Source organism: Azospira oryzae (assembly GCF_004217225.1).
GTDB classification, from domain to species: domain Bacteria; phylum Pseudomonadota; class Gammaproteobacteria; order Burkholderiales; family Rhodocyclaceae; genus Azospira; species Azospira oryzae.
This window is the reverse complement of record NZ_SHKM01000002.1, coordinates 596,018-616,289: the sequence shown is the minus strand read 5'-3', so window position 1 is coordinate 616,289 and position 20,272 is coordinate 596,018. Positions and strand designations below refer to the sequence as shown.

19 protein-coding genes are annotated in these 20,272 nt (G+C 66.9%); 9 read left to right on the top strand and 10 right to left on the bottom strand.

Annotated elements, in window-relative coordinates; genetic code table 11:
- Positions 1–139: 139 nt before the first annotated feature.
- The 6 genes from ptsP to gshA form a co-directional block, all read right to left on the bottom strand.
- On the bottom strand, positions 140–1,879 hold the full coding sequence (ptsP, locus tag EV678_RS11905) for a phosphoenolpyruvate--protein phosphotransferase (protein ID WP_014235852.1): 1,740 nt from the start codon (positions 1,877–1,879) through the stop codon (positions 140–142).
- An 88-nt stretch (positions 1,880–1,967) separates the two neighbouring features.
- Positions 1,968–2,246, bottom strand: coding sequence for an HPr family phosphocarrier protein (locus EV678_RS11900; protein WP_014235853.1), 279 nt, complete (start codon positions 2,244–2,246; stop codon positions 1,968–1,970).
- 29 nt (positions 2,247–2,275) lie between these two features.
- Positions 2,276–2,668: a PTS sugar transporter subunit IIA gene (locus EV678_RS11895; RefSeq protein ID WP_130459679.1), complete on the bottom strand. Its 393-nt coding sequence runs from the start codon at positions 2,666–2,668 to the stop codon at positions 2,276–2,278.
- Positions 2,669–2,867: 199 nt separating this feature from the next.
- Positions 2,868–3,908 carry an FAD:protein FMN transferase gene (locus tag EV678_RS11890; RefSeq protein WP_130459678.1) on the bottom strand — a complete coding sequence of 347 codons (1,041 nt, stop codon included), beginning with the start codon at positions 3,906–3,908 and terminating at the stop codon, positions 2,868–2,870.
- The gene (gshB, locus tag EV678_RS11885) at positions 3,896–4,843 is read right to left on the bottom strand and encodes a glutathione synthase (protein WP_130459677.1); all 948 of its coding nucleotides are present in this window, start codon (positions 4,841–4,843) and stop codon (positions 3,896–3,898) included. The genes EV678_RS11890 and gshB overlap by 13 nt, the downstream gene beginning before the upstream one ends.
- Before the next feature lie 108 nt (positions 4,844–4,951).
- Entirely contained in the window at positions 4,952–6,232 is a 1,281-nt protein-coding gene (gene gshA / locus EV678_RS11880) for a glutamate--cysteine ligase (RefSeq protein ID WP_130459676.1), read from the bottom strand.
- Positions 6,233–6,405: 173 nt separating this feature from the next.
- On the opposite strand from gshA, the gene EV678_RS11875 reads away from it, so the two are divergent.
- Positions 6,406–7,404, top strand: a complete 999-nt coding sequence (locus tag EV678_RS11875) for an ABC transporter substrate-binding protein (RefSeq protein WP_130459675.1) — start codon at positions 6,406–6,408, stop codon at positions 7,402–7,404.
- Positions 7,401–10,262 carry an EAL domain-containing protein gene (locus tag EV678_RS11870; protein WP_014235859.1) on the top strand — a complete coding sequence of 954 codons (2,862 nt, stop codon included), beginning with the start codon at positions 7,401–7,403 and terminating at the stop codon, positions 10,260–10,262. Before EV678_RS11875 ends, EV678_RS11870 begins: the two co-directional genes overlap by 4 nt.
- 23 nt (positions 10,263–10,285) lie before the next feature.
- Here EV678_RS11870 and EV678_RS16190 read toward each other — a convergent pair whose 3' ends face one another.
- Positions 10,286–10,618 carry a hypothetical protein gene (locus tag EV678_RS16190; protein WP_207222264.1) on the bottom strand — a complete coding sequence of 111 codons (333 nt, stop codon included), beginning with the start codon at positions 10,616–10,618 and terminating at the stop codon, positions 10,286–10,288.
- 1 nt (position 10,619) lies between these two features.
- A complete protein-coding gene (locus EV678_RS11860; RefSeq protein ID WP_130459674.1) occupies positions 10,620–11,831 on the bottom strand; it encodes an Eco57I restriction-modification methylase domain-containing protein in 1,212 nt (403 codons plus the stop codon).
- A gap of 212 nt (positions 11,832–12,043) precedes the next feature.
- On the opposite strand from EV678_RS11860, the gene EV678_RS16090 reads away from it, so the two are divergent.
- The 5 genes from EV678_RS16090 (at position 12,044) to EV678_RS11840 (ending at position 15,338) form a co-directional block, all read left to right on the top strand.
- Positions 12,044–12,205 carry a hypothetical protein gene (locus EV678_RS16090; RefSeq protein WP_014235862.1) on the top strand — a complete coding sequence of 54 codons (162 nt, stop codon included), beginning with the start codon at positions 12,044–12,046 and terminating at the stop codon, positions 12,203–12,205.
- A gap of 130 nt (positions 12,206–12,335) precedes the next feature.
- Positions 12,336–13,952 carry an ABC-F family ATPase gene (locus tag EV678_RS11855; protein WP_014235863.1) on the top strand — a complete coding sequence of 539 codons (1,617 nt, stop codon included), beginning with the start codon at positions 12,336–12,338 and terminating at the stop codon, positions 13,950–13,952.
- 170 nt (positions 13,953–14,122) lie between these two features.
- Positions 14,123–14,458: a hypothetical protein gene (locus EV678_RS11850; RefSeq protein ID WP_043798718.1), complete on the top strand. Its 336-nt coding sequence runs from the start codon at positions 14,123–14,125 to the stop codon at positions 14,456–14,458.
- A 59-nt stretch (positions 14,459–14,517) separates the two neighbouring features.
- Complete coding sequence (locus EV678_RS16595; protein WP_083833911.1) at positions 14,518–14,919, top strand: TFIIB-type zinc ribbon-containing protein; 402 nt, start codon at positions 14,518–14,520, stop codon at positions 14,917–14,919.
- Entirely contained in the window at positions 14,916–15,338 is a 423-nt protein-coding gene (locus EV678_RS11840; protein WP_130459673.1) for a hypothetical protein, read from the top strand. Before EV678_RS16595 ends, EV678_RS11840 begins: the two co-directional genes overlap by 4 nt.
- Before the next feature lie 35 nt (positions 15,339–15,373).
- Here the strand turns inward: EV678_RS11840 and EV678_RS11835 are convergent, their stop codons facing one another.
- Positions 15,374–16,069, bottom strand: coding sequence for a hypothetical protein (locus EV678_RS11835; protein WP_130459672.1), 696 nt, complete (start codon positions 16,067–16,069; stop codon positions 15,374–15,376).
- A 43-nt stretch (positions 16,070–16,112) separates the two neighbouring features.
- Positions 16,113–17,318 carry an HD-GYP domain-containing protein gene (locus EV678_RS11830; protein ID WP_130459671.1) on the bottom strand — a complete coding sequence of 402 codons (1,206 nt, stop codon included), beginning with the start codon at positions 17,316–17,318 and terminating at the stop codon, positions 16,113–16,115.
- Between the two features lie 142 nt (positions 17,319–17,460).
- Here EV678_RS11830 and EV678_RS11825 point away from each other — a divergent pair, with 142 nt between their 5' ends.
- Positions 17,461–19,365 (top strand): ATP-binding cassette domain-containing protein, encoded by a 1,905-nt coding sequence (locus EV678_RS11825; protein WP_130459670.1) that lies wholly within the window; start codon positions 17,461–17,463, stop codon positions 19,363–19,365.
- 63 nt (positions 19,366–19,428) lie between these two features.
- The gene (locus EV678_RS11820; RefSeq protein ID WP_014235869.1) at positions 19,429–20,265 is read left to right on the top strand and encodes a phosphate/phosphite/phosphonate ABC transporter substrate-binding protein; all 837 of its coding nucleotides are present in this window, start codon (positions 19,429–19,431) and stop codon (positions 20,263–20,265) included.
- Positions 20,266–20,272 lie beyond the last annotated feature (7 nt).

The following is a 20,272-nucleotide window of genomic DNA, read 5'->3' as shown; positions in this document are numbered from 1 at the left end:
TTGGCTCGGCTCGGACTGGGCATCGGTCCTCGCTTTAGCCGTATTTATTAAGCGCCCGCAAGCTGACGGATTTCAAATCGGCGCTGTGGAACATGATAACCAAGGGGGCGGAGGAGCGCAAACGCGGTCCGCCCCGAGCTCAGGCATTGAGCTTGTCGATCTGCTCGCGGATCTTCTCCGGCTCGCTGTAGCGCAGGATCTTGCGCACCTGGGGCGCGATCTCGGCCACTTCGCTCTTCAGCACGTGCTGCTTCACCTCCAGGATCTGGGAGGGATGCATGGAGAAGACGCGCAGGCCCATGCCCAGCAACAGCCGGGTCATGGCCGGATCGCCGGCCAGCTCGCCGCAGACGGACACCGGCAGGCCGGCCTTCTCGCCGCTGTAGATGGTGTGGGCCACCAGCATCAGCACCGCCGGATGCAGGGGATCGTAGAGCTGGGAGACGGTCTCGTCGGAACGGTCGATGGCCAGGGCGTACTGGATCAGGTCGTTGGTGCCGATGGACAGGAAATCCAGGCGCCGCAGGAACATGCCGATGGCCAAGGCGGCGGCGGGAATCTCGATCATGCCGCCCACTTCGATGCCCTCGTCGAAGCCGATCTTCTGCTCCCGCAGGCTCTGCTTGGCCGCCTGCACCGCCGCCAGGGTGGCGTCGATCTCGTGGGCGTGGGCCAGCATGGGGATGAGGATTTTCACCTTGCCGTACTTGGAGGCCCGCAGGATGGCCCGCAGCTGGGTGCGGAACATCTTCGGCTCGGCCAGCTGCAGGCGGATGGCGCGCAGGCCCAGGGCCGGGTTGGTCTTGACCCGGTCCATGGCATCCAGGGCCTTGTCGGCCCCCAGGTCGAAGGTGCGGATGGTCACCGGCTTGCCTTCCATGCCCTTGACCACCTTGCGGTAGGCCTCGAACTGCTCGTCCTCGGTGGGCATATCGCCCCGGTTGAGGAAGAGGAATTCGGTGCGGAACAGGCCGATGCCGTCGGCGCCGGCGGTACGGGCCGCCTCCACGTCCTCCGGCAGTTCGATGTTGGCGTACATCAGCACATCCACCCCGTCCAGGGTGGTGGCCTTCATGGTCTTGAGGCGCTTCAGCTTGGAGCGTTCCAGCTCCAGTTCGCTCTTGCGCAGCCGGTACTCTTCCAGCACCCGCTCGTCCGGATTGACGATGACCACGCCCCGGGTGCCGTCGATGATCAGCAGTTCCCCGTCCCGGATCAGGTCCCGGGCCCGGTGCAGGCCGACGATGGAGGGGATGGCCATGGAGCGGGCCAGGATGGCGGTGTGGGAGGTGGCGCCGCCCACGTCGGTGATGAAGGAGGCGAAACGCTGCTCCTTGAAGCCGATGGTGTCGGCGGGGGAAAGGTCGTGGGCGACGATGATCTGGTCCGTCGTCTCCTTGCCGCCCTTGCGCGCCCGCAGGGCGGAGCGGCCGGGATGGCCCATCAGCACCTTGACCACCCGCTCCACCACCTGCACCACGTCGGCCTTGCGTTCCCGCAGATAGGCATCGTCGATGGCGTCGAACTGGGCCACCAGGCGCTCCATCTGCTGCACCACGGCCCACTCGGCGTTGCAGCGGCGTTCCCGGATGATCTGCTTGGGCACTTCCGACAGTTCCGGGTCGGCCAGGATCATGCCGTGCAGGTCCACAAAAGCCCGCAGCTCGGCTGGGGCGTTGCCCTTGCTGGCTTCCAGCTTGAGCTGTTCCAGTTCGGCCTGCACCGCCAGGATGGCGGCCTCGAAGCGCAGCACTTCCTTGTCGGCCATGCGCGGGCCGATGGTCAGGTGGGCCACCTCCAGGGTGGCGTGGGACATGAGCTGGGCCACCCCGATGGCAATGCCGCCGGAAACGCCAAGGCCGTGGATGGTGAAGCTCATGTCGGTCTCCCGAGGTGTTGTTCTGTTTATGCCGCCCGCAGGCGGACTGGCTTGGGGCCGCGACGCCGTGTCGGCGTCATGGCGGAAATCACTCCCCTTCGCCGAATTTGTCGGCAATCAGGGCCAGGAGTTCCTGCAGGGCCTGCTCCGCATCCGGACCGCTGGTCTCGACGCTGACCGTGGAACCCTTGCCGGCGGCCAGCATCATCACCCCCATGATGCTCTTGGCGTTGATGCGGCGGCCGTTGCGCTCCATCCACACCTCGCTCTTGAAGCGGCCGGCGAGCTGGGTCAGCTTGGCCGAGGCCCGGGCGTGCAGGCCCAGCTTGTTGGTGATTTCCGCATCGGCACGGCAGGTCTGGCTCATGCATTACTCCTTTCAGGGCTCACCCGGGCTCAGGGCAGGGGAGCGGAACATTCGGTGGCGGCGGTGAGGGCCTTGTCCCGCAGCGCCTCCAGGGGCAGCTGACGGTAATTGACGGCCCGCAGCAGCATGGGCAGGCTGACCCCGGCGGCGCCGGCGACCCGGCCCGGCTGCAGCAGCTCCCGGGACAGGTTGGCCGGAGTGGCGCCGAACAGGTCGGTCAGCAGCAATACCCCATCGCCGCTGTCGAGATCGGCCACCCGGGCCTGGGCCAGGGCCAGGAAATCCTCCCGCGCCTCGTCATGGCCGGCGCGTAGGCTGGCCACCCTTTCCTCCGCCAGATTGCGGCCGAGGACGTGGGAAGCGGCGCCGATGAGGGCGGGGCCGATGTCGCCGTGGGCGATGATCAAGATGCCAACTGTCATTCTAGCTTAAGGTCCTGCCTGGAAATCAAAGCCTGGCGCCGAAGACGGGCAGGCCAACAAGGAGAGGAAGAGCTGGCGCGGCAATGGCGGCATGCCCGGCTGGAACGATTATCCGGTGCGGTCCGGCGGCCGGCAACCGCCAACGGTCGGCTTCCCACCCGGCGACCGCCGGGGCCGGAGCGGCCTCTCCCCTGCAAAACTAGGGAGATATTACCGTTGCCGGCTTCACTCCGTCTGCCCATTTCAGCCGCTCGGCCAGACCTTTGGTCACCTGGATGGCGCCGCTGCCGTCCACCCGCAGGGCCTGGCTGACGCCGGTGGCCTGGGCCAGGCGCTGCCAGTCGGCGGCGCCGGCGATGAAGAGGGGCTTGGAGAGGGCGTCGGAAAGGGTGCCGGCCTGGGGCCCGGGAGGGATGAGCACGGTCACCGCCTGGGTGCCCTGGGCCGGCCAGCCCCGGCGCGGATCGATGAGGTGGCTGTAGCGCTGGCCGCCCACCTCGAAATAGCGCTGGTAGTCGCCGGAGGTGCCGACCGCCTCGCCGTCCTTCAGTTCCAGGCTGGCCATGGGGCCCGGCTGGCGTGGATGCTGGATGCCCACCCGCCAGGGATCGCCGTTCTTCTCGCCCAGGGCCAGCACGTTGCCGCCGATGTTGATGAGGGCGTTGTGGATGCCCCGGGCCTTGAGGATGGCGGCGGCCCGGTCCAGGGCCACGCCCTTGAGATAGCCGCCCAGGTCGATGGCCACCGAGGGATTGCTGCAGGCCACCCGCTCGCCCTTGAAGCTCAGGTCCCGCAGGGAAGGGCGGGCGGCGGCGAGGAAGGAGGCCCGGTTGGGATCGGGCAGGGCCGGCTTGAACTCGTCGGCGTGGAAGCCCCACAGCTCCACCAGGCGGCCGATGGCCGGGTCGAACAGCCACTGGCCCCGGGCGGCGATGGCCTGGGAATCCTGCAGCAACTGGCGCAGTTCGGCCGAGACCTTGAGGCTCTTGCCGGCGGCGATGGCATCGTTGAGGGCGGTCAGCTCGGACGGCTGCCAGGCGTGGTAGGCCCGGTGCAGCCGGTCGAATTCCTGCAGCACTTCACCCACCGCCGCCCGCGCCTGGGGCTCCGGGGTACCGGCCACCAGCACCTCGACCCGGGTGCCGAAGACATAGGCTTCCTGCTGGGTCAGGGGGACCTTGCTGCAGGCGGAAAGAAGGGAAAGCAGGACGGCGACGAACAGGGGTGCTACGAACCGCATGCGTGCTCCAGGGCGGTGATGAAGGCGCCGGCCACATCGAAGCCGGTCTGCTGTTGGATCTCCACCATGCAGGTGGGGCTGGTGACGTTGATTTCCGTGAGCCAGTCGCCGATCACGTCCAGGCCCACCAGGAACAGGCCCCGGGCCGCCAGGACGGGGCCCAGGCTCTCGGCGATCTGCCGGTCCCGGGGCGACAGTTCCTGGGCCACGCCGGTGCCGCCCACGGCCAGGTTGCCGCGGGTCTCGCCGGCCTTGGGGATGCGGGCCAGGGCATAGGGTACGGGCTTGCCGTTGATCAGCAGGATGCGCTTGTCGCCGTGGCTGATCTCGGGAATGAAGCGCTGGGCCATGACCGTGCGCTGACCCAGCTGGGTCAGCACCTCGATGATGACGTTGCGGTTGGGCTCGTTGCGATGGACGCGGAAGATGGAGCTGCCGCCCATGCCGTCCAGGGGCTTCATCACCACGTCCCGCTGGGCGTCGATGAAGGCCTGCAGGGCGTGACTGTCCCGGGTCACCAGGGCCGGCACGGTGAACTGGGGGAATTCGGCGGTGGCGAACTTCTCCGAATGGTCCCGCAGGGCCCGGGGCTTGTTGAAAATGCGCGCCCCTTCCGCCTCGGCCCGCTCCAACAGCCAGGTGGCGGTGACGTATTCGACATCGAAGGGCGGGTCCTTGCGCATCACCACCGCATCGAAATCCTTCAGGGCCAGGCTCTCCCGGCCCGTCTCCCGGTACCAGTCGTGGTCGTCGGGCCGGGTATGCACGCGCAGGGCCTGGCCCCGCACGCCGCCTTCCTGGCTCCAGGCCAGGCTGTCCACCTGCAGGGCCCAGGCCTCGTGGCCGTGGCGCTCGGCGGCCCGCATCATGGCCACGGATGAATCCTTGTAGGCCTTGAGCTGGTCCAGGGGATCAACGATGAAGGCAATGCGCATGGAAAGTCCTGAAAGAGGTGGGCAGCGGAGGCGAGCCCTGTCACAGAGGCGAAAACGCCGGGATGGTTCCCGGCATCGCTCGCCGGGCCGTCGCCCCGGGCCGGGACATCAGGCCGCCGGCGTGGTGTTTTCCAGTTCCACGGACGCTGCCAGCAGGGCCAGGCGCGCCACCACGCCGTAGGCGTAGAAGCGGTTGGGCGGGGCATCCGGGGCCAGGGCGTGCTCGGGCTGGTTGCAACAGGTCTCGAAGGCCAGGGGCTCGAAGTGCATGCCCGGGGCGTTGAGGTTTTCGTCCTTGGCGCGGCCGCTGTGCACCCGGTAGAAGCCGCCGACCACATAGCGGTCGATCATGTACACCACCGGCTCGGCGACGCCGTCGTTGATGCTCTCGAAGGTATGCACCCCTTCCTGGATGATCACCTCGGACACTTCCAGGCCTTCCTTGACCACGCTCATCTTGTTGCGCTGCTTGCGGTTGAGGCCGGTGACCTCGGAGGCGTCCTTCACCGTCATGACGCCCATGCCGTAGGTGCCGGCATCGGCCTTGACCACCACGTAGGGCGTCTCGGTGACGCCGTATTCCTTGTACTTCTCGCGGATGCGGGCCAGCAGCATGTCCACCTGGGCGGCCAGACAGTCCTCGCCCTGGCGCTCATGGAAGTTGATCTGGTTGCACACGGCGAAATAGGGATTGATGCGCCACGGATCCAGGCCCAAATGGGCGGCGAAGTCGGTGGCCACCTGGTCGTAGGCGGCGAAGTGGTGGGACTTGCGGCGCACCGCCCAGCCGGCGTGCAGGGGCGGCAGCAGGAACTGCTCGTTGAGGTTCTGCAGGATGGCAGGGGCGCCGGCGGAAAGGTCGTTGTTGAGCAGGATGGCGCAGGGGTCGAAGTCCTTCAGGCCGAGCCGGTACTGGGTCCGCACCAGGGGCTCCAGCACCAGGCTGTGGCCGTTGGGCAGTTCCAGGGTGGTGGGCTCGGTGATCTCCGGCAGCAGGGTGCCGATGCGCACGTTGAGGCCGGTCTGGCGCAGGATGGTGGCCAGCTGGGCCACGTTCATCAGGTAGAACTGGTTGCGCGTGTGGTTCTCGGGGATGAGCAGCAGGTTGCGGGCATCGGGACAGATTTTCTCGATGGCCGACATGGTGGCATGCACGCACAGGGGCAGGAAGGCCGGATTCAGGTTGTTGAAGCCGCCGGGGAAGAGGTTGGTATCCACCGGGGCCAGCTTGAAGCCGTTGTTGCGCAGGTCCACCGAGCCGTAGAAGGGCGGCGTGTGCTCCTGCCACTGGCTGCGCAGCCATTGTTCGATGCGGGTACTGTCGTCGAGGAAGCGTTTTTCCAGGTCCAGCAGGGGGCCGGTGAGGGCGGTGGTGAGATGGGGAACCATGGGGAGCTGTCTCCGGGTCGGCGGAACGCCGTTGTGGTTGAGACGGCCTATGTTACCAAAACGGGGCGTCCCGCCGCCCCGACGGCTTTCCCTTAGTCCCCCGGCCGCCTCACCGTCCCGGGAACACCTGGTATTTCATGAGATAATGAAATGGTAATTTTCCGGCCCCGCCCATGTCCTCCGCCAGCGCCCATGCCAGCCTCTTGCCCCACCTCACCCGCCGCCGCCTGTTGCTGGCCGCCGGTGCGGCGCTGCTCGCCGGTTGCGGACGCCGGCAACAGCTGGCGCCCCTGCGCCTGGGCACCAACGAATGGCCCGGCTACGAGCCCCTGCACCTGGCCCGGGAACGGGGCTACTGGAGCGATGCACCGCTCCGCCTGTACGAACTGACCTCCTCCTCCGAAGTCCTGCGGGCCCTGCGCAACGGCGCCCTGGATGGCGCCGCCCTCACCGGCGACGAGGCCCTCAGCCTGCTGGCGGACAAGGTGGAGGTGCGCGTCGCCCTGGTGCTGGACATCTCCCACGGCGGCGACGCCCTGGTGGCCCGCCCCGACATCCGCCGCCTGGCGGACCTCAAGGGGCGCCGCATCGGTGTGGAAAACCAGGCCCTGGGCGCCTACATGCTGACCCGGGCCCTGGCCCAGGGCGGCCTGGCCCCGGCCGACGTCTCGGTGGTGCCCCTGACGGTGGACACCCACATCAATGCCTACATCGCCGGTGCCGTGGATGCGGTGGTGACCTTCGAACCGGTGCTCTCCCGCCTGCAGGCCATGGGCGCGCACCAGCTCTTCTCCAGCCGTCAGACCCCGGGCGAGATCTTCGACCTGCTGGTGGTGCGGGAGGAGGCCTACCGGCAGCACCGGGCGACCCTGAAGACCCTCAGCCAGGCCTGGTTCCGCGTCCTCGACGAGTTCAAGGCGGCGCCGGCCGAGGTCGCCGCCGCCCTGGGGCGCCGCACCCAGAGCAGCGGCCCCGAACTGCTCAAGGCCCTGGACGGCCTGGTCCTGCCCGACCGCCAGGAAAACCTCAATCTGCTCACCGGCACCACCCCGGCCATCGCCGCCCCTCTGCAACGGCTGGCCACCCTGATGCAGGAACGCCAGCTGCTCAGCCACGGGGTCGCCCCCCTGCGCCTGCTGCCGGCGGACCTGGCGGAGGTGCTGGCGCCATGAAGTCCGTACCCCCCATCCACCAGCTGCCGGCCCCCTTCCGCCTGAAGCGGCTGCTGCCGGTGGTGCTGCTGCTGTCCGCCATCCTGGCCTCCCTCTACGTCGCCCAGCACTGGTACCAGCACGCCAGCCAGCGCATCGAGCAGGAAAGCCGGGAAACCGTGGGCGTCCTCATGCGCCAGCTGCAGGACATCCTCTCCGAGCGCCTGGTGCTGGACAACCTGTCCCAGGCCAAGGCCCGCCTCTCGGCCACCGCCCTGCACCCCCGCATCAACACCCTGATCCTGGCCGACGAACAGCACCAGGTCATCTTCGCCAACCGCTACCTGTGGCAGGGCCAGGACGCGGCCCGGGTCAGCGGCTACCGGCCGCGGGAGGCGGACGAGGCCATGGGCCGGGACCAGCACCGCATCGAGCTGAACGAGGCAGGGACCGTGCTCAGCGGCTACTTCCCCCTGGTGCTCGACCTCACCCACGGCTCCCTGCGCGGCCTCAAGCGCGGCACCCTGTACGTCGAATTCGACATGACGGCGCCCCTGGCCGCCGCCCGCAGCGAAGCGGTGGAGGAGTCCCTGAAGACGGGCGCCCTGGCCGTGCTCGGCGCCCTGCTGCTGTCCCTGCTGCTGGACCTGTGGGTGACCCGCCGCCTGCAGCGCATCTCCGCCGCCGCCCGGCGCCTGGGCGAGGGCCATCTGAACGAACGCATCGGCATGGCCGGTGACGACGAAATCGCCACCCTGGCGCGCCAGTTCGACGAAACCGCCGCCAGCCTGGCGCGCAAGCAGGACGCCCTGCAACAGGCCGACGCCCAGCTGCAGGAACACGTGCAGTTCATGCACACCCTGATCGAGGCCATTCCCAGCCCCCTTTTCTACAAGGATGCCCAGGGCCGCTACGTGGGTTGCAACGAAGCCTTCCTCACCTACCTTGGCAAGGAACGCCACGAGCTGCTGGGCAAGAGCGTCTACGACCTGGCGCCGAAGGAGCTGGCCGACATCTACGCCGCCGCCGACCGCCAGCTGTTCGACAACCCGGGCAAGCAAGTCTACGAAAGCCAGGCCTGTTACGCCGACGGCAGCAAGCACGACGTGATCTACAACAAGGCCACCTTCATGGACGCCGAAGGGCGGGTTGCCGGCCTGGTGGGGGTGATGGTGGACATCACCGAGCGCAAGCGCCAGGAAGAGGAACTGCGCCTGGCGGCCAAGGTGTTCGACACCTCCAACGAAGCCTTCCTCGTCACCGACGCCGACAACAACATCCGCTCGGTGAACCGGGCCTTCTGCGAAACCACCGGCTACAGCGCCGAAGAGGTGCTGGGGCGCAATCCCCGCCTGCTCTCCTCGGGCCACCACGACAAGACCTTCTACCGCCAGATGTGGGAGGCCCTCAACAGCCAGGGCTACTGGCAGGGCGAAATCTACGACCGGCGCAAGAGCGGCGAGATCTACCCGAAGTGGACCCGCATCAACGTGGTCAAGGACGACCAGGGCCGGGTGGTGAACCATGTCGCCGTCTTCTCCGACATCTCGGACCGCAAGGCCCTGGAGGAACGCCTGCAGTTCCTCGCTCAGCACGACCACCTGACCGGCCTGCCCAACCGCAACCTGCTGCGCCTGCGCCTGGAACAGGCGGTGGAATCGGCCATGGAGCGGGGCGCCGGCGGCATCAACCCGGTGGCCCTGCTGCTGCTGGACCTGGACCACTTCAAGACCATCAACGACTCCCTCGGCCACCACGCCGGCGACCAGCTGCTGCGCACCGTGGTCAAGCGCCTGAAGAACATCCTGCGGGAAAGCAGCACCCTGTGCCGCCAGGGCGGTGACGAGTTCCTGATCGTCCTGCCCCAGGCCCAGGACCTGGCCCGGGTCTCCCGGGCCGCCGAGACGGTGCTGGCCGCCCTGGCCACCCCCTTCGAGGTGGACGGCCACCCCCTGAGCATCACCGGCAGCATCGGCATCAGCCTGGCCCCGGACGACGGCAGCGATTTCGACACCCTGCTGAAGAAGGCCGATACGGCCCTGGTGCATGCCAAGCAGAGCGGCCGCAACGCCTACCGCTTCTTCACCGAGGCCATGAACGTCAGCACCCTGGAACGCCTGACCCTGCAACAACGCCTGCACCAGGCCCTGGAGCGGCAGGAGCTGGTGCTCTACTACCAGCCCCAGCTGGACCTGGCCAGCGGCCGGGTGGTGGGGGTGGAGGCCCTGCTGCGCTGGCGCACGCCGGAAGGCCTGGTGCCCCCGGGCAAGTTCATCCCCCTAGCGGAAGAGACGGGCCTGATCGTGCCCATGGGCGCCTGGGTGATCCAGGAAGCCTGTCGCCAGGCCCGGACCTGGCTCGATGCCGGCCTGCCGCCCATGACCATGGCGGTGAACCTGTCGGCCCTGCAGTTCCACCGGGACAACCTGCTGATCACCGTCGGCGACGCCCTCAGCGCCGCCAGCCTGCCCGCCGCCAGCCTGGAGCTGGAACTGACCGAATCCATCCTGATCCAGGATGCGGAGGCCACCCTGGCCACCCTCAAGGCCATGAACGCCATGGGCGTGCTGCTTTCCATCGACGATTTCGGCACCGGCTATTCCAGCCTGGCCTACCTGAAGCGCTTCACGGTGGACAAGCTGAAGATCGACCAGAGCTTCGTGCGCGACATCACCAGCGACGGCGACAGCGCCGCCATCGTCCGCGCCGTGGTGCAGATGGCCTCCAGCCTGAAGCTGAAGACCATCGCCGAAGGGGTCGAAACCGAATCCCAGGCCGCCGCCCTGCGCGCCACCGGCTGCGACGAAGTCCAGGGCTACCTCTATGCCCGCCCCATGCCGGCGGCGGAATGCGAGGCCTACCTGCGCGGCAAGGCCTGACCCCCTGGCCGCGGCCTAGCGGCTCAGGCGGAGTGGTAGGCCAGCCAGAAGGATTCCCGGCAGGCGTTCTCGAAGACCTGGCGGGCGGGATGGATGGGATTTTCAGGGGCGCTGGCCAGCACTTCGTAGGTGATCCAGCATTCGGCACAGGCCAGGGCGGCAGGGAAGTCGTCTTCCTCCACCGTGCGGCGGATCACGGCGCCGTCGGCGAACTCCCAGGTCGCCACCTCCCGGCGCACCTCGACACCCTGGTCCAGCCATTGCGTGCGTTCGACGCTGCACTGGCCGGCCGGCTCCCCGGCCTGGCCCAGCATTACCCGCACGTAGGGCGCCAGGGCCCGCCCCGGCAGCTCCATCTCAGGCGGCCCCGGGCCGCCGCGCGAAGGGGGCGAAGGCCTCGGGCAGCAGGGCCTGTTCCAGGGCCCGCTGGGCGAAGAGGAAGCGGCCGTCGCAGACGAAACCCTGGGCTTCCCAGTCCACGGCGTTGAGCATGTCGCACAGCACCTGCACATCCACCGTCGGGTCGTGGGGGAAGAGGGCCAGCACGGCGCCGTCGTAATAGCGGCAAGGATGGAGGAAGAAGGGCCGGCCCACCCGGGTCTTGCCGTTCACATAGATGCGCGGGCCGTCGCTGAGGTGGCAGCTGCGCCCCCACTTCCACCAGTTGCTCTCGTCGAAGCGGCGGATGCGGCGCTGGATCAGGCGTTCCCGGTGGGGTTCGAGCAGGGGATGGCGCACATCGTAGATCATGCGGCGGGTCTGGCCGGTGCGGGCGGTGCGGGCGCAGACGAAATCCTGGTTGCCGTGCTCGGCCGAGGCGTACAGGTCGTCGGCCCCGGAAACGGCGCCCACCTTGACGTAGAACACGTCCCGCAGGCGCACCGGGCAAGGCTCCCGGGTGAAGGCCAGGTGGCCGCCGCTGCACTGGAAATGGCGCTCTTCCACCTGCCCCCCCGCCTCGTAGCGGGTGCGGCGGGAAAAGTCGCCTTTCTCGAAGCGCCAGATGACGCAGTTGGGCGTGGCCCCGGGGAAGACCCGGGCGTCGCCCAGGTCGATGAAGTCGGTGATGCTGCCGGCGGCGTGGAGCAGCCGGTTCATGCCGACGGCGGAGGTGGCCTTGAGGAAATCCCGGGGCGTGATGAAGATCAGCTCGCCGCCGGGCACCAGGTGGCGCAGGCACTTTTCGATGAAAAACAGGTAGAGGTTGGAGCGGCCGTCGAAATGGTCCAGGCTGAGGCGGGCCCGGGTCGGGGCCGGAATGTCCTGGAAGCGGACGTAGGGCGGATTGCCGATGATGGTGTGGAATTGCTCGCTCACCGGGTAGGCGAAGAAATCCATGACCGTGGCCCCGGCCGGCGCATGGCGCCCATCCACCTCGATGCCGACGGCCCCCGGCAGGCGGGCCAGGAAGGCGCCGTCGCCGCAGGCCGGCTCCAGCACCCGTCCCGCATTGCGGCGCAGGGCCAGCATGCGGGTGACGATGTCGGGCGGGGTGAAGACCTGGCCCAGACGGATGATGTCGTGGGCAAGGGCAACGGGAGGGGCAACGGGTTCTGCGCATTCGGCCATGGGCGCCAGTTTACCCTATGGCAGGGGCCCCATTCGCTGCCTTCGCCGGGTAAAAGCTGCCCAAAACGGGAAAAAACCTTTAAAATTCACGCCCCTGATCTTGATCATTAGGTCGGACTGGATTTCAGACCCGTTTTTTCGAGGCTGGCCTGAGCCGGTTTAACCTTGTTTTTCCAACCATTTGAGTCAAGCCTGCTTGACCGGAGAAAACCATGGCCGCTACCGCCAACCGTACCCGCCGTTCCACCCTGGAACGCCGCTGCCTGTCCAAGGCCGCCAAGCGCCTGTTCCGCAACAGCCCCAAGGCTGTGCGCAAGGCCGTCTACGCCGCTGAAGGCCACGCCCGTAACAAGCCGATCCTCGGCGCCAAGTAAGTCCCCGCGACTTACCTGACGAGGGCGGCGACAAGCCGCCCTCTGTCTTTCCGTCGTCCGCTTTCGTCGCGCTTTACGCCGCTATCGCCGTTCCCGCTTTTCGTCGCAGTTCGTTTTTCCAGGATCGTCCATGCTCGTCGCCGCCAATATCACCATGCAGTTCGGGGCCAAACCCCTGTTCGAGAACGTCAACGTCAAGTTCGGCGAAGGCTTCCGCTACGGCCTCATCGGCGCCAACGGGGCGGGCAAGTCCACCTTCATGAAGATCCTCTGCGGCGCCCTGGAAGCTTCCGGCGGCAATGTCTCCAAGGACAAGCATGAGCGCATGGCCTACCTGAAGCAGGACCAGTTCGCCTACGAGGACATGCGGGTGCTGGACGTGGTGCTGATGGGCCACGAGGAAATGTGGGCCTGCATGAGCGAGAAGGACGCCATCTACGCCAATCCGGAAGCGACGGAAGAGGACTACATGAAGGCGGCCGAGCTGGAAGGCAAGTTCGCCGAGTACGACGGCTACACCGCCGAATCCCGGGCCGGCGAACTGCTGCTGGGCGTCGGCATCCCGGTGGACAAGCACAACGGCCCCATGCGCGAAGTCGCCCCGGGCTGGAAGCTGCGGGTGCTGCTGGCCCAGGCCCTGTTCGCCAACCCGGACATCCTGCTGCTGGACGAGCCCACCAACAACCTGGACATCAACACCATCCGCTGGCTGGAAGACGTGCTCAACGAGCGCAACTCCACCATGGTGATCATCTCCCACGACCGCCACTTCCTGAACCAGGTGTGCACCCACATGGCGGATCTGGACTACGGCAAGATCACCATCTACCCGGGTAACTACGACGACTTCATGGAAGCCTCCAGCCAGGCCCGTGAACGCCAGCAGAACGCCAATGCCAAGGCCAAGGAACGGGTGGCCGAGCTGCAGGAATTCGTGCGCCGCTTCTCCGCCAACAAGTCCAAGGCCAAGCAGGCCACCTCCCGCCTGAAGCTGATCGACAAGATCAAGCCGGAAGACGTGAAGCCCTCTTCCCGCCAGTACCCGTGGATCCGCTTCGACTTCGACGAGAAGGACAAGCTGCACCGTCTGGCGGTGGAGATCGAGAACCTCAACTTCGGCTACGACCCGGCCAAGCCCCTGTTCAAGAACTTCACCTGCAACATCGAGGCCGGCGACAAGATCGCCGTCATCGGCGAAAACGGCGTCGGCAAGACCACCTTCCTCAAGCTGCTGATGGGCCAGCTGCAGCCCTCCTACGGCACCATCAAGTGGGCCGAGAAGGCCAAGCCCGGCTACTACGCCCAGGACCACGCCAGCGACTTCGCCGAGGACAAGAGCCTGACCGACTGGATCACCGAATTCGTGCGCCAGGGCGGCTACGAGGGCGGCGACGTGGAAACCCTGATCCGCGGCACCCTGGGCCGGCTGCTGTTCTCCGGCGACGAAGTGAAGAAGTCGGTGAAGGTGATTTCCGGCGGCGAACAGGGCCGCATGCTGTTCGGCAAGCTGATGCTGCTGCACTCCAACGTGCTGCTGCTGGACGAGCCCACCAACCACCTGGACATGGAATCCATCGAATCCCTCAACACCGCCCTGGACCTGTTCAAGGGCACCCTGGTGTTCGTCTCCCACGACCGGGAATTCGTCTCCTCCCTGGCCACCCGCATCATCGAAATCAAGGCGGACGGCATCGTGGACTACAAGGGCACCTACGAGGAATACCTCTCCAGCCAGGGCATCGAGTAAGCGGCAGCCCAGGCGTCAACGACAGCAGCCCCAAACCCCAAAAGGGACGGGCATCTCCGGCAGGCCATGCCGGGGATGCCCGTCCCTTCTGCCATTTCGGCTTCCGGTAGTTTCACCACATGTTATGACGTATGATTTTGCTCCGGATATATATCCTGAACGCGTACGCCATGAACACCTCCTATACCCCTAACCACATCCCGGCAAAAGAACGGATCAGCAACACCCTGTTCTCCCTGGCGCTGTTGGCCTATGGAAGCTACGGCGTCTGGGTCAACGACCTTTATGTTCCGGGAAAACGCAGCAAGGGCATCCACCTTCACGACACCCCCGCCTGGGTCATGTACGGCGCTATCGTTTGTTCCTGTCTCGTCATGCTCTCGGTAGTGGTGGATCACTACGACAAACGCAACAACGAAACGAACTACAAGAGGTTCGCCGACACTTTCCGCATGCTTGGCTGGGGATTCTTCGGACTCTCCCTGGTGCTGGCTATCATCCGCTGAAGCGCCGGTCTTCCCCACGGCACTTTCCTTTTTTCACCTCTGATTCGGTTAAGGCCACCATGCCAGTCCCCCATTGTCCAAGCTGCATTGAACCCATGTCTTCGGTGGAACTTGAGACGCCGGGATTCTGGTCATGCCTTTACTGCGAGGGAAACTGGATTCCCGGCCCCGAGGTGGCAGCCCTGATATCTCAAGCCAAGGGGGTGTCGACACCAATCACATGGACACCTCAGCAGACGGGAAAAACAGTCCGGCTGGCTTGCCCCAGTTGCGGCCCCGCCGCATTTGCTCAGGTAGCGGCACAGGGCACATTGGCCCACAGTTGCCCGACCTGCCACGGCATCTATCTACCCAAGGGCGCCTTGCAGACTCTCTTGCCGTCCCGACCGGCTGGCGAAGACCGCAGCGTCGAAGCAGCGCTCACTCTGGTAACCATTGCAGCAGCGTTTCTATCCCAATGAGAGAACCATGGGGAGCTACAAGCCTGGGGCGATTTACACGCGCCACAGCCCCCTTTGCCAAAGCTGCTGCCTTTGCCACCATCACCTTCATTATCCTGACGCTGGCCATCGGCTCACTGCACCTGAGCTTGTATGAACGCCTTCCGCAGGAAGGGGCTCCTGCGCTCCTCACCGAACTAGGACTTCTAGCCCTTTCCCTCACGCCGGCCATCATAGCCGGCTACAGCGCCGGCTATCTGGCGCGAGCCAATGGCATCGCTACCGGGGCGCTGGCTGCGGCCATCGCTGCTGTCATCCTGTGTGGCAGCCTAGGCGTGGACAGCTGGTCCCAGCATTTCATATCCATCGTTCTGGCCGCCCTCTCTGGCGGTTGCGGCGAACTGCTCGCCCTGAAGCGTACTGACCACGCACCCCGCTAAGGTGGTCGGCAATTCAACCACTGTCCGCCACGGAGTTACTTGCCCTGCAACTGCTTCTGCCGGGCCTCCCAGGCGGCGCGCTCGGCGGCCCGCTGCTTTTCCTTGGCTTCCCGCTCCGCCTTCTTCTCCGCCACCCGCTTGTCCCGCTCGGCGACGCGCTGGGCCACTTCCTCTTCCGGGGTCGCCGTGCTGCGGGGGGGACGGTCCTGCTGCTTGGCGTTGAGGCGCTCGGCCCGGGCCTTGGCCTCGGCGGCGGTCTGGGCACGGCCGGCGGCCTCTTCCTGGACCTTGGCCTGCTGCCGCTTCTGCCGGTCGGCGGCGGCCTTGGCCTGCTCGGCCCGGTAGCGCTCGGCCTCGGCCTGCTGCTCCGCCGCCCGGGTCGGGGCTTCGGCGGCACGACGGGCTTCCCGGGTGGCCAGCACCCGGTTGTTCACCTCGCGCTGCAGGGTATTGGCCTGGACTTCGATGGCGCGGGCCTTCTGGATCACCGTCACCCGGCGGGCCTTGGCCTCGTCGATGCAGGCGGTGACCAGCACCTTCTGCCAGCACACCTTCTCGTCGGCGATGAACTGCTGCTCGGCCCCGGCCCGAATGTCCTCGGCCTCGGCCTTCATGGTCTTGACCTGGGCTTCCAGGCGGGTCTTTTCGGCATCGTCGATGGGCGCCAGGGTCTGGGCCCAGAGGGGGGCGGCAACGGCGGCGGCGAGGAGGAAAAAGGCGGAACGGCGCATGGCGAAGGCTGGGGAAACGCGGGGGAGGGCAGTATAACCGGCTTCAGGCCGGCATCCAGGTACGCATGTCGATGCCCCACTGCTCCGGGTTTTCGTGGCCGAGGATGCGGTCCTGGCTGAGGCTCAGGTCCACCTCCTCGGGCGGCAGGTAGTAGCGCTTCTCGGCATGGTAGAAAACCTTGACCCGGGGCAGCAGCAGCTTTTCCGCGTTCTGCTCCAGCACCACCCCCAGGCGGCCGCTCTCCAGGCGCACCAGGGAACCGGTGGGGTAGATGCCGATGCTGCGGATGAAGGCCTGCACCAGTTCCGGGTTGAAGTGGAACTGGCTCCACTCCAGCAGGCGGCGCAGGGCCTCGGTGGCGGGCATGCCCTTGTGGTACACCCGGTTGGAGGTGATGGCGTCGTACACGTCCACCACCGCCCCCATCTGGCCGTAGAGGCTGATCTGGTCGCCCTTGTACTTGTTCGGGTAGCCGGTGCCGTCGAAGCGCTCGTGGTGTTCGGCGGCTACGTCCAGGGCGATCTGGCTGATGCCCGGGGTGTGCAGCAGGATGATCTTGCTCTGCACCACGTGGTTCTTCATCTTGTCGAACTCGGCGTCGGTCAGCTTGGCCGGCTTGTTGAGGATGGACTCGGGCACCTGGGCCTTGCCCACGTCGTGCAGCAGGCCGCCGATGGCGATTTCCTTGATGGTGTCCCTGGGCAGGTTGAGGGTGCGGGCGAAGGCCACCAGCAGGGCGCACACCGACACCGAATGGAGGAAGGTGTAGTCGTCGTGGGTCTTCAGGCGGGAAAGGGGAATCAGGGCATCCTGGTGGCGGAAGATGGAATCCACCATGTTTTCCACCATGGGTTCCACCTTTTCCATCTCGATCTGCTTGCCCAGGCGGATATCGCCCATCATGTCGCGGACGATGCGGTGGGCCTCGTTGTGCAGCTTGCGGGCCCGGTGCATCTCCTCGGCCAGGGCCACGCTGCGCAGCGGCGCCGGCTCCTCCTCGGCGATGGCCTCCAGGCGCTGGTGCAGTTCCCGGGTGGTTTCCTCGCTGGTGGGGGCATGGGCCACGTCCAGGCCCTTGGCGGTGTCGATATAGACCTCGTGCACCCCGGTCTCCCGCACCTTGCGCAGGTCGGCCTCGTCGTGCACGGCAAAACTGTTGCGCAGGAAGTTGTGGTCCAGCCAGCCCATATTGAGGTCGTGGATGAACATGCCTGGCTTCAGTTCGGCGATGGCGATTTTCTTGATCATCGAGGCAGGTCGGGCAGGGATTGATCGGACACCACAGGCCAATTATGCCTTCAAGCGGCAACGGCGGGCAGCGTACAATGCGGCCTTTCCTCCGTCCTGGGGCAATCCCTGCTGCCAGGCCGCTTTCACGCCAGTTTGCCCCATGATCAGTCTCCGCAACCTCACCTTCGCCCGCGCCGGCCAGCCCCTGGTCAGCGACGCCAGCCTGCAGCTCCATCCCGGATACAAGGTGGGCCTCACCGGCGGCAACGGCTGCGGCAAGTCCTCCTTCTTCGCCCTTTTCAGCGGCGCCCTGCACGCCGAAAGCGGCGACCTGGACCTGCCGGCCAGCTGGGTCATCGCCCACGTGGCCCAGGAAACCCCCTCCCTGCCGGACCCGGCCCTAGAATTCACCCTGGACGGGGACCGGGAGCTGCGCCAGGTGGAAGCCGACCTCAAGGCGGCAGAAGCGGCCCACGACGGCGAGCGCATCGCCGCCCTGCACGCCCGCTACGGCGAGATCGGCGGCTACGGCGCCAAGGCCCGGGCCGCCGAACTGCTGCACGGCCTGGGCTTCACCGATGCCGACTTCACCCGGCCGGTGAAGGAGTTTTCCGGCGGCTGGCGCGTGCGCCTCAACCTGGCGCGGGCCCTGATGTGCCGCTCCGACCTGCTGCTGCTGGACGAACCCACCAACCACCTGGACCTGGATGCGGTGCTGTGGCTGGAAGGCTGGCTGAAGAGCTACCGCGGCACCCTGCTGATGATTTCCCACGACCGGGACTTCCTCGACGCCGTGGTCAGCCACATCCTGCACATCGAGCAGGGCAGGATGAAGCTCTACAGCGGTCACTACTCGGCCTTCGAGCGCCAGCGGGCCGAGCAGCTGGCCCTGCAGCAGGGCATGTTCGAGAAACAGCAACGGGAGCGGGCCCATCTGCAGCGCTTCATCGAGCGCTTCAAGGCCAAGGCCACCAAGGCCAAGCAGGCCCAGAGCCGGGTCAAGGCCCTGGCCCGCATGGAGGAGGTGGCTGCGGCCCACGTCGATACGCCCTTCACCTTCCGCTTCCGCGACCCCGTGGCCAGCCCCGATCCCCTGCTGACCCTGACCCACGCCCGGGCCGGCTATGGCGACAAGGTCATCCTCGACCAGGTGGAACTGACCCTGCGCCCCGGCGAGCGCATCGCCCTGCTGGGCCGCAACGGCGCCGGCAAGTCCACCCTGGTCAAGCTGCTGGCCGGCCGCCTGGCACCCTTGGCCGGCGAGTACAAGGAAGGCAAGGGCCTGGCCATCGGCTACTTCGCCCAGCACCAGGTGGACGAACTGCGCCCCGAGGAATCGCCCCTGCAGCACATGGTGCGCCTGGCCCCCACCACCCGGGAGCAGGAGCTGCGGGATTACCTGGGCGGCTTCGATTTCCGCGGCGACATGGCCACCCGGCCCTGCGGCCCCTTCTCCGGTGGCGAGAAATCCCGCCTGGCCCTGGCCCTGCTGATCTGGCACCGGCCCAACCTCTTGCTGCTGGACGAGCCCACCAACCACCTGGACCTGGAGATGCGCGAGGCCCTCACCCTGGCCCTGCAGGAATACGAGGGCGGGGTGGTGCTGGTCTCCCACGACCGCCACCTGCTGCGCACCACCGCCGACAGCCTGTGGCTGGTGGCCGACGGCAAGGCCGCCCCCTTCGACGGCGACCTGGACGAATACGCCGCCTGGCTGGCCCAGCAGCAGAAGGAAGAAAAGGCGGACACGGTTAAGGAGGCCAGCAAGGAGGAACGGCGCCAGCAGCGGGAGGACGACAAGGCCGCCCGCCAGGCCCTGCTGGCCAGGCGCCGGCCTCTGGTCAAGGAAATCGACACCCTGGAAAAACGTCTTGCCGCCTGGCAGGGCGAACTGAAGCTGCTGGAGCAGCGCCTCTCCGACCCCGGCCTCTACGCCAACCCGGACCCGGCCCTGCTGGAACCCCTGGTCAAGCGCCAGGCCGAGTTAACCCGGGACATCGGCGCCGCCGAGGAGCGCTGGCTGGAAGCCCAGGACGAACTGGAACAATTGCCCGTTCCCGAGTGATGCCCTAACATCGGCCGTGGGCGCCGCCCGGGACATAACAACCGATCAAGGGGAAGGAGGGGCATGGGACATCTGCTGCGACGCTGGTCGCTACTCCTGCTGCTCCTGCCCGCCACCCTGCTGCAGGCCCAGGAAGCCCGCCCCCTGCTGTTCGGGGTCCTGCCCTATCTCAGCACCCGCATCCTCATCACCACCTATTCGCCCCTCGCCGCCTACCTGGAGCAACGCCTGGGGCGGCCGGTGAGCCTGCAGACCGCCCCCGATTTCGACACCTTCACCAGCCGCGCCTTCGCCGGCGAGTACGACCTGCTGCTGATCGCCCCCCACTACGCCCGGCTGGCGGAAGTGGATTACGGCTACATTCCCCTGCTGCGCCACCGCAACGACATCCGCTGCTACCTGATGGTGCCCCGGGAGCAGCCCCTGGCCTCCCTGGAGCAGCTGCGGGGCCAGACCGTGGCCATCCACGAGCGCAGCGCCATGGTGCCCATGCTCGGCCTCAACTGGCTGGCGGAAAAGGGCCTGGTGGCGGAACGGGATTTCCGCGTGGTGGAAAACGTCACCCAGAGCAGCGCCCTGCAAAGCGTGGTCAGCGGCAAGGCCCGGGCCGCCATCGTCTCCCATTCCACCGTGGCCCAGGCCCCGGCCGACCTACGGGAAGCCACCCGCATCGCCGGCGAATGCCCGTCCGCCCCGGGCCTGGCCCTGATGGCCCACAACCGGCTGCCGCCGGCCGAGCGCCAGCGCATCAAGGAAGTCCTCAACGCCTTCGAGCAGACGCCGGAGGGCAAGGTCTTTTTCGACATCAGCACCCACGGCGGCTACCGGGAGCCGACCCCGGCCGATGCCCGGCTGATGGACAAGGTGCTGCCGGAAACCCGCCGGCTGCTGAAGAAATAGGATGGGC

Coding starts and splice junctions, on each gene's coding strand:
- EV678_RS11825 (WP_130459670.1), top strand. CDS start 17,461: ATGATCAGTCTCCGCAACCTCACCTTCGCCCGCGCCGGCCAGCCCCTG.
- EV678_RS11820 (WP_014235869.1), top strand. CDS start 19,429: ATGGGACATCTGCTGCGACGCTGGTCGCTACTCCTGCTGCTCCTGCCC.
- EV678_RS16595 (WP_083833911.1), top strand. CDS start 14,518: ATGCCAGTCCCCCATTGTCCAAGCTGCATTGAACCCATGTCTTCGGTG.
- EV678_RS11890 (WP_130459678.1), bottom strand. CDS start 3,908: ATGCGGTTCGTAGCACCCCTGTTCGTCGCCGTCCTGCTTTCCCTTCTT.
- gshB (WP_130459677.1), bottom strand. CDS start 4,843: ATGCGCATTGCCTTCATCGTTGATCCCCTGGACCAGCTCAAGGCCTAC.
- ptsP (WP_014235852.1), bottom strand. CDS start 1,879: ATGAGCTTCACCATCCACGGCCTTGGCGTTTCCGGCGGCATTGCCATC.
- EV678_RS11850 (WP_043798718.1), top strand. CDS start 14,123: ATGAACACCTCCTATACCCCTAACCACATCCCGGCAAAAGAACGGATC.
- EV678_RS11855 (WP_014235863.1), top strand. CDS start 12,336: ATGCTCGTCGCCGCCAATATCACCATGCAGTTCGGGGCCAAACCCCTG.
- EV678_RS16090 (WP_014235862.1), top strand. CDS start 12,044: ATGGCCGCTACCGCCAACCGTACCCGCCGTTCCACCCTGGAACGCCGC.
- EV678_RS11875 (WP_130459675.1), top strand. CDS start 6,406: ATGTCCTCCGCCAGCGCCCATGCCAGCCTCTTGCCCCACCTCACCCGC.
- EV678_RS11900 (WP_014235853.1), bottom strand. CDS start 2,246: ATGAGCCAGACCTGCCGTGCCGATGCGGAAATCACCAACAAGCTGGGC.
- EV678_RS11870 (WP_014235859.1), top strand. CDS start 7,401: ATGAAGTCCGTACCCCCCATCCACCAGCTGCCGGCCCCCTTCCGCCTG.
- EV678_RS11895 (WP_130459679.1), bottom strand. CDS start 2,668: ATGACAGTTGGCATCTTGATCATCGCCCACGGCGACATCGGCCCCGCC.
- EV678_RS11835 (WP_130459672.1), bottom strand. CDS start 16,069: ATGCGCCGTTCCGCCTTTTTCCTCCTCGCCGCCGCCGTTGCCGCCCCC.
- gshA (WP_130459676.1), bottom strand. CDS start 6,232: ATGGTTCCCCATCTCACCACCGCCCTCACCGGCCCCCTGCTGGACCTG.
- EV678_RS16190 (WP_207222264.1), bottom strand. CDS start 10,618: ATGGAGCTGCCGGGGCGGGCCCTGGCGCCCTACGTGCGGGTAATGCTG.
- EV678_RS11860 (WP_130459674.1), bottom strand. CDS start 11,831: ATGGCCGAATGCGCAGAACCCGTTGCCCCTCCCGTTGCCCTTGCCCAC.
- EV678_RS11840 (WP_130459673.1), top strand. CDS start 14,916: ATGAGAGAACCATGGGGAGCTACAAGCCTGGGGCGATTTACACGCGCC.
- EV678_RS11830 (WP_130459671.1), bottom strand. CDS start 17,318: ATGATCAAGAAAATCGCCATCGCCGAACTGAAGCCAGGCATGTTCATC.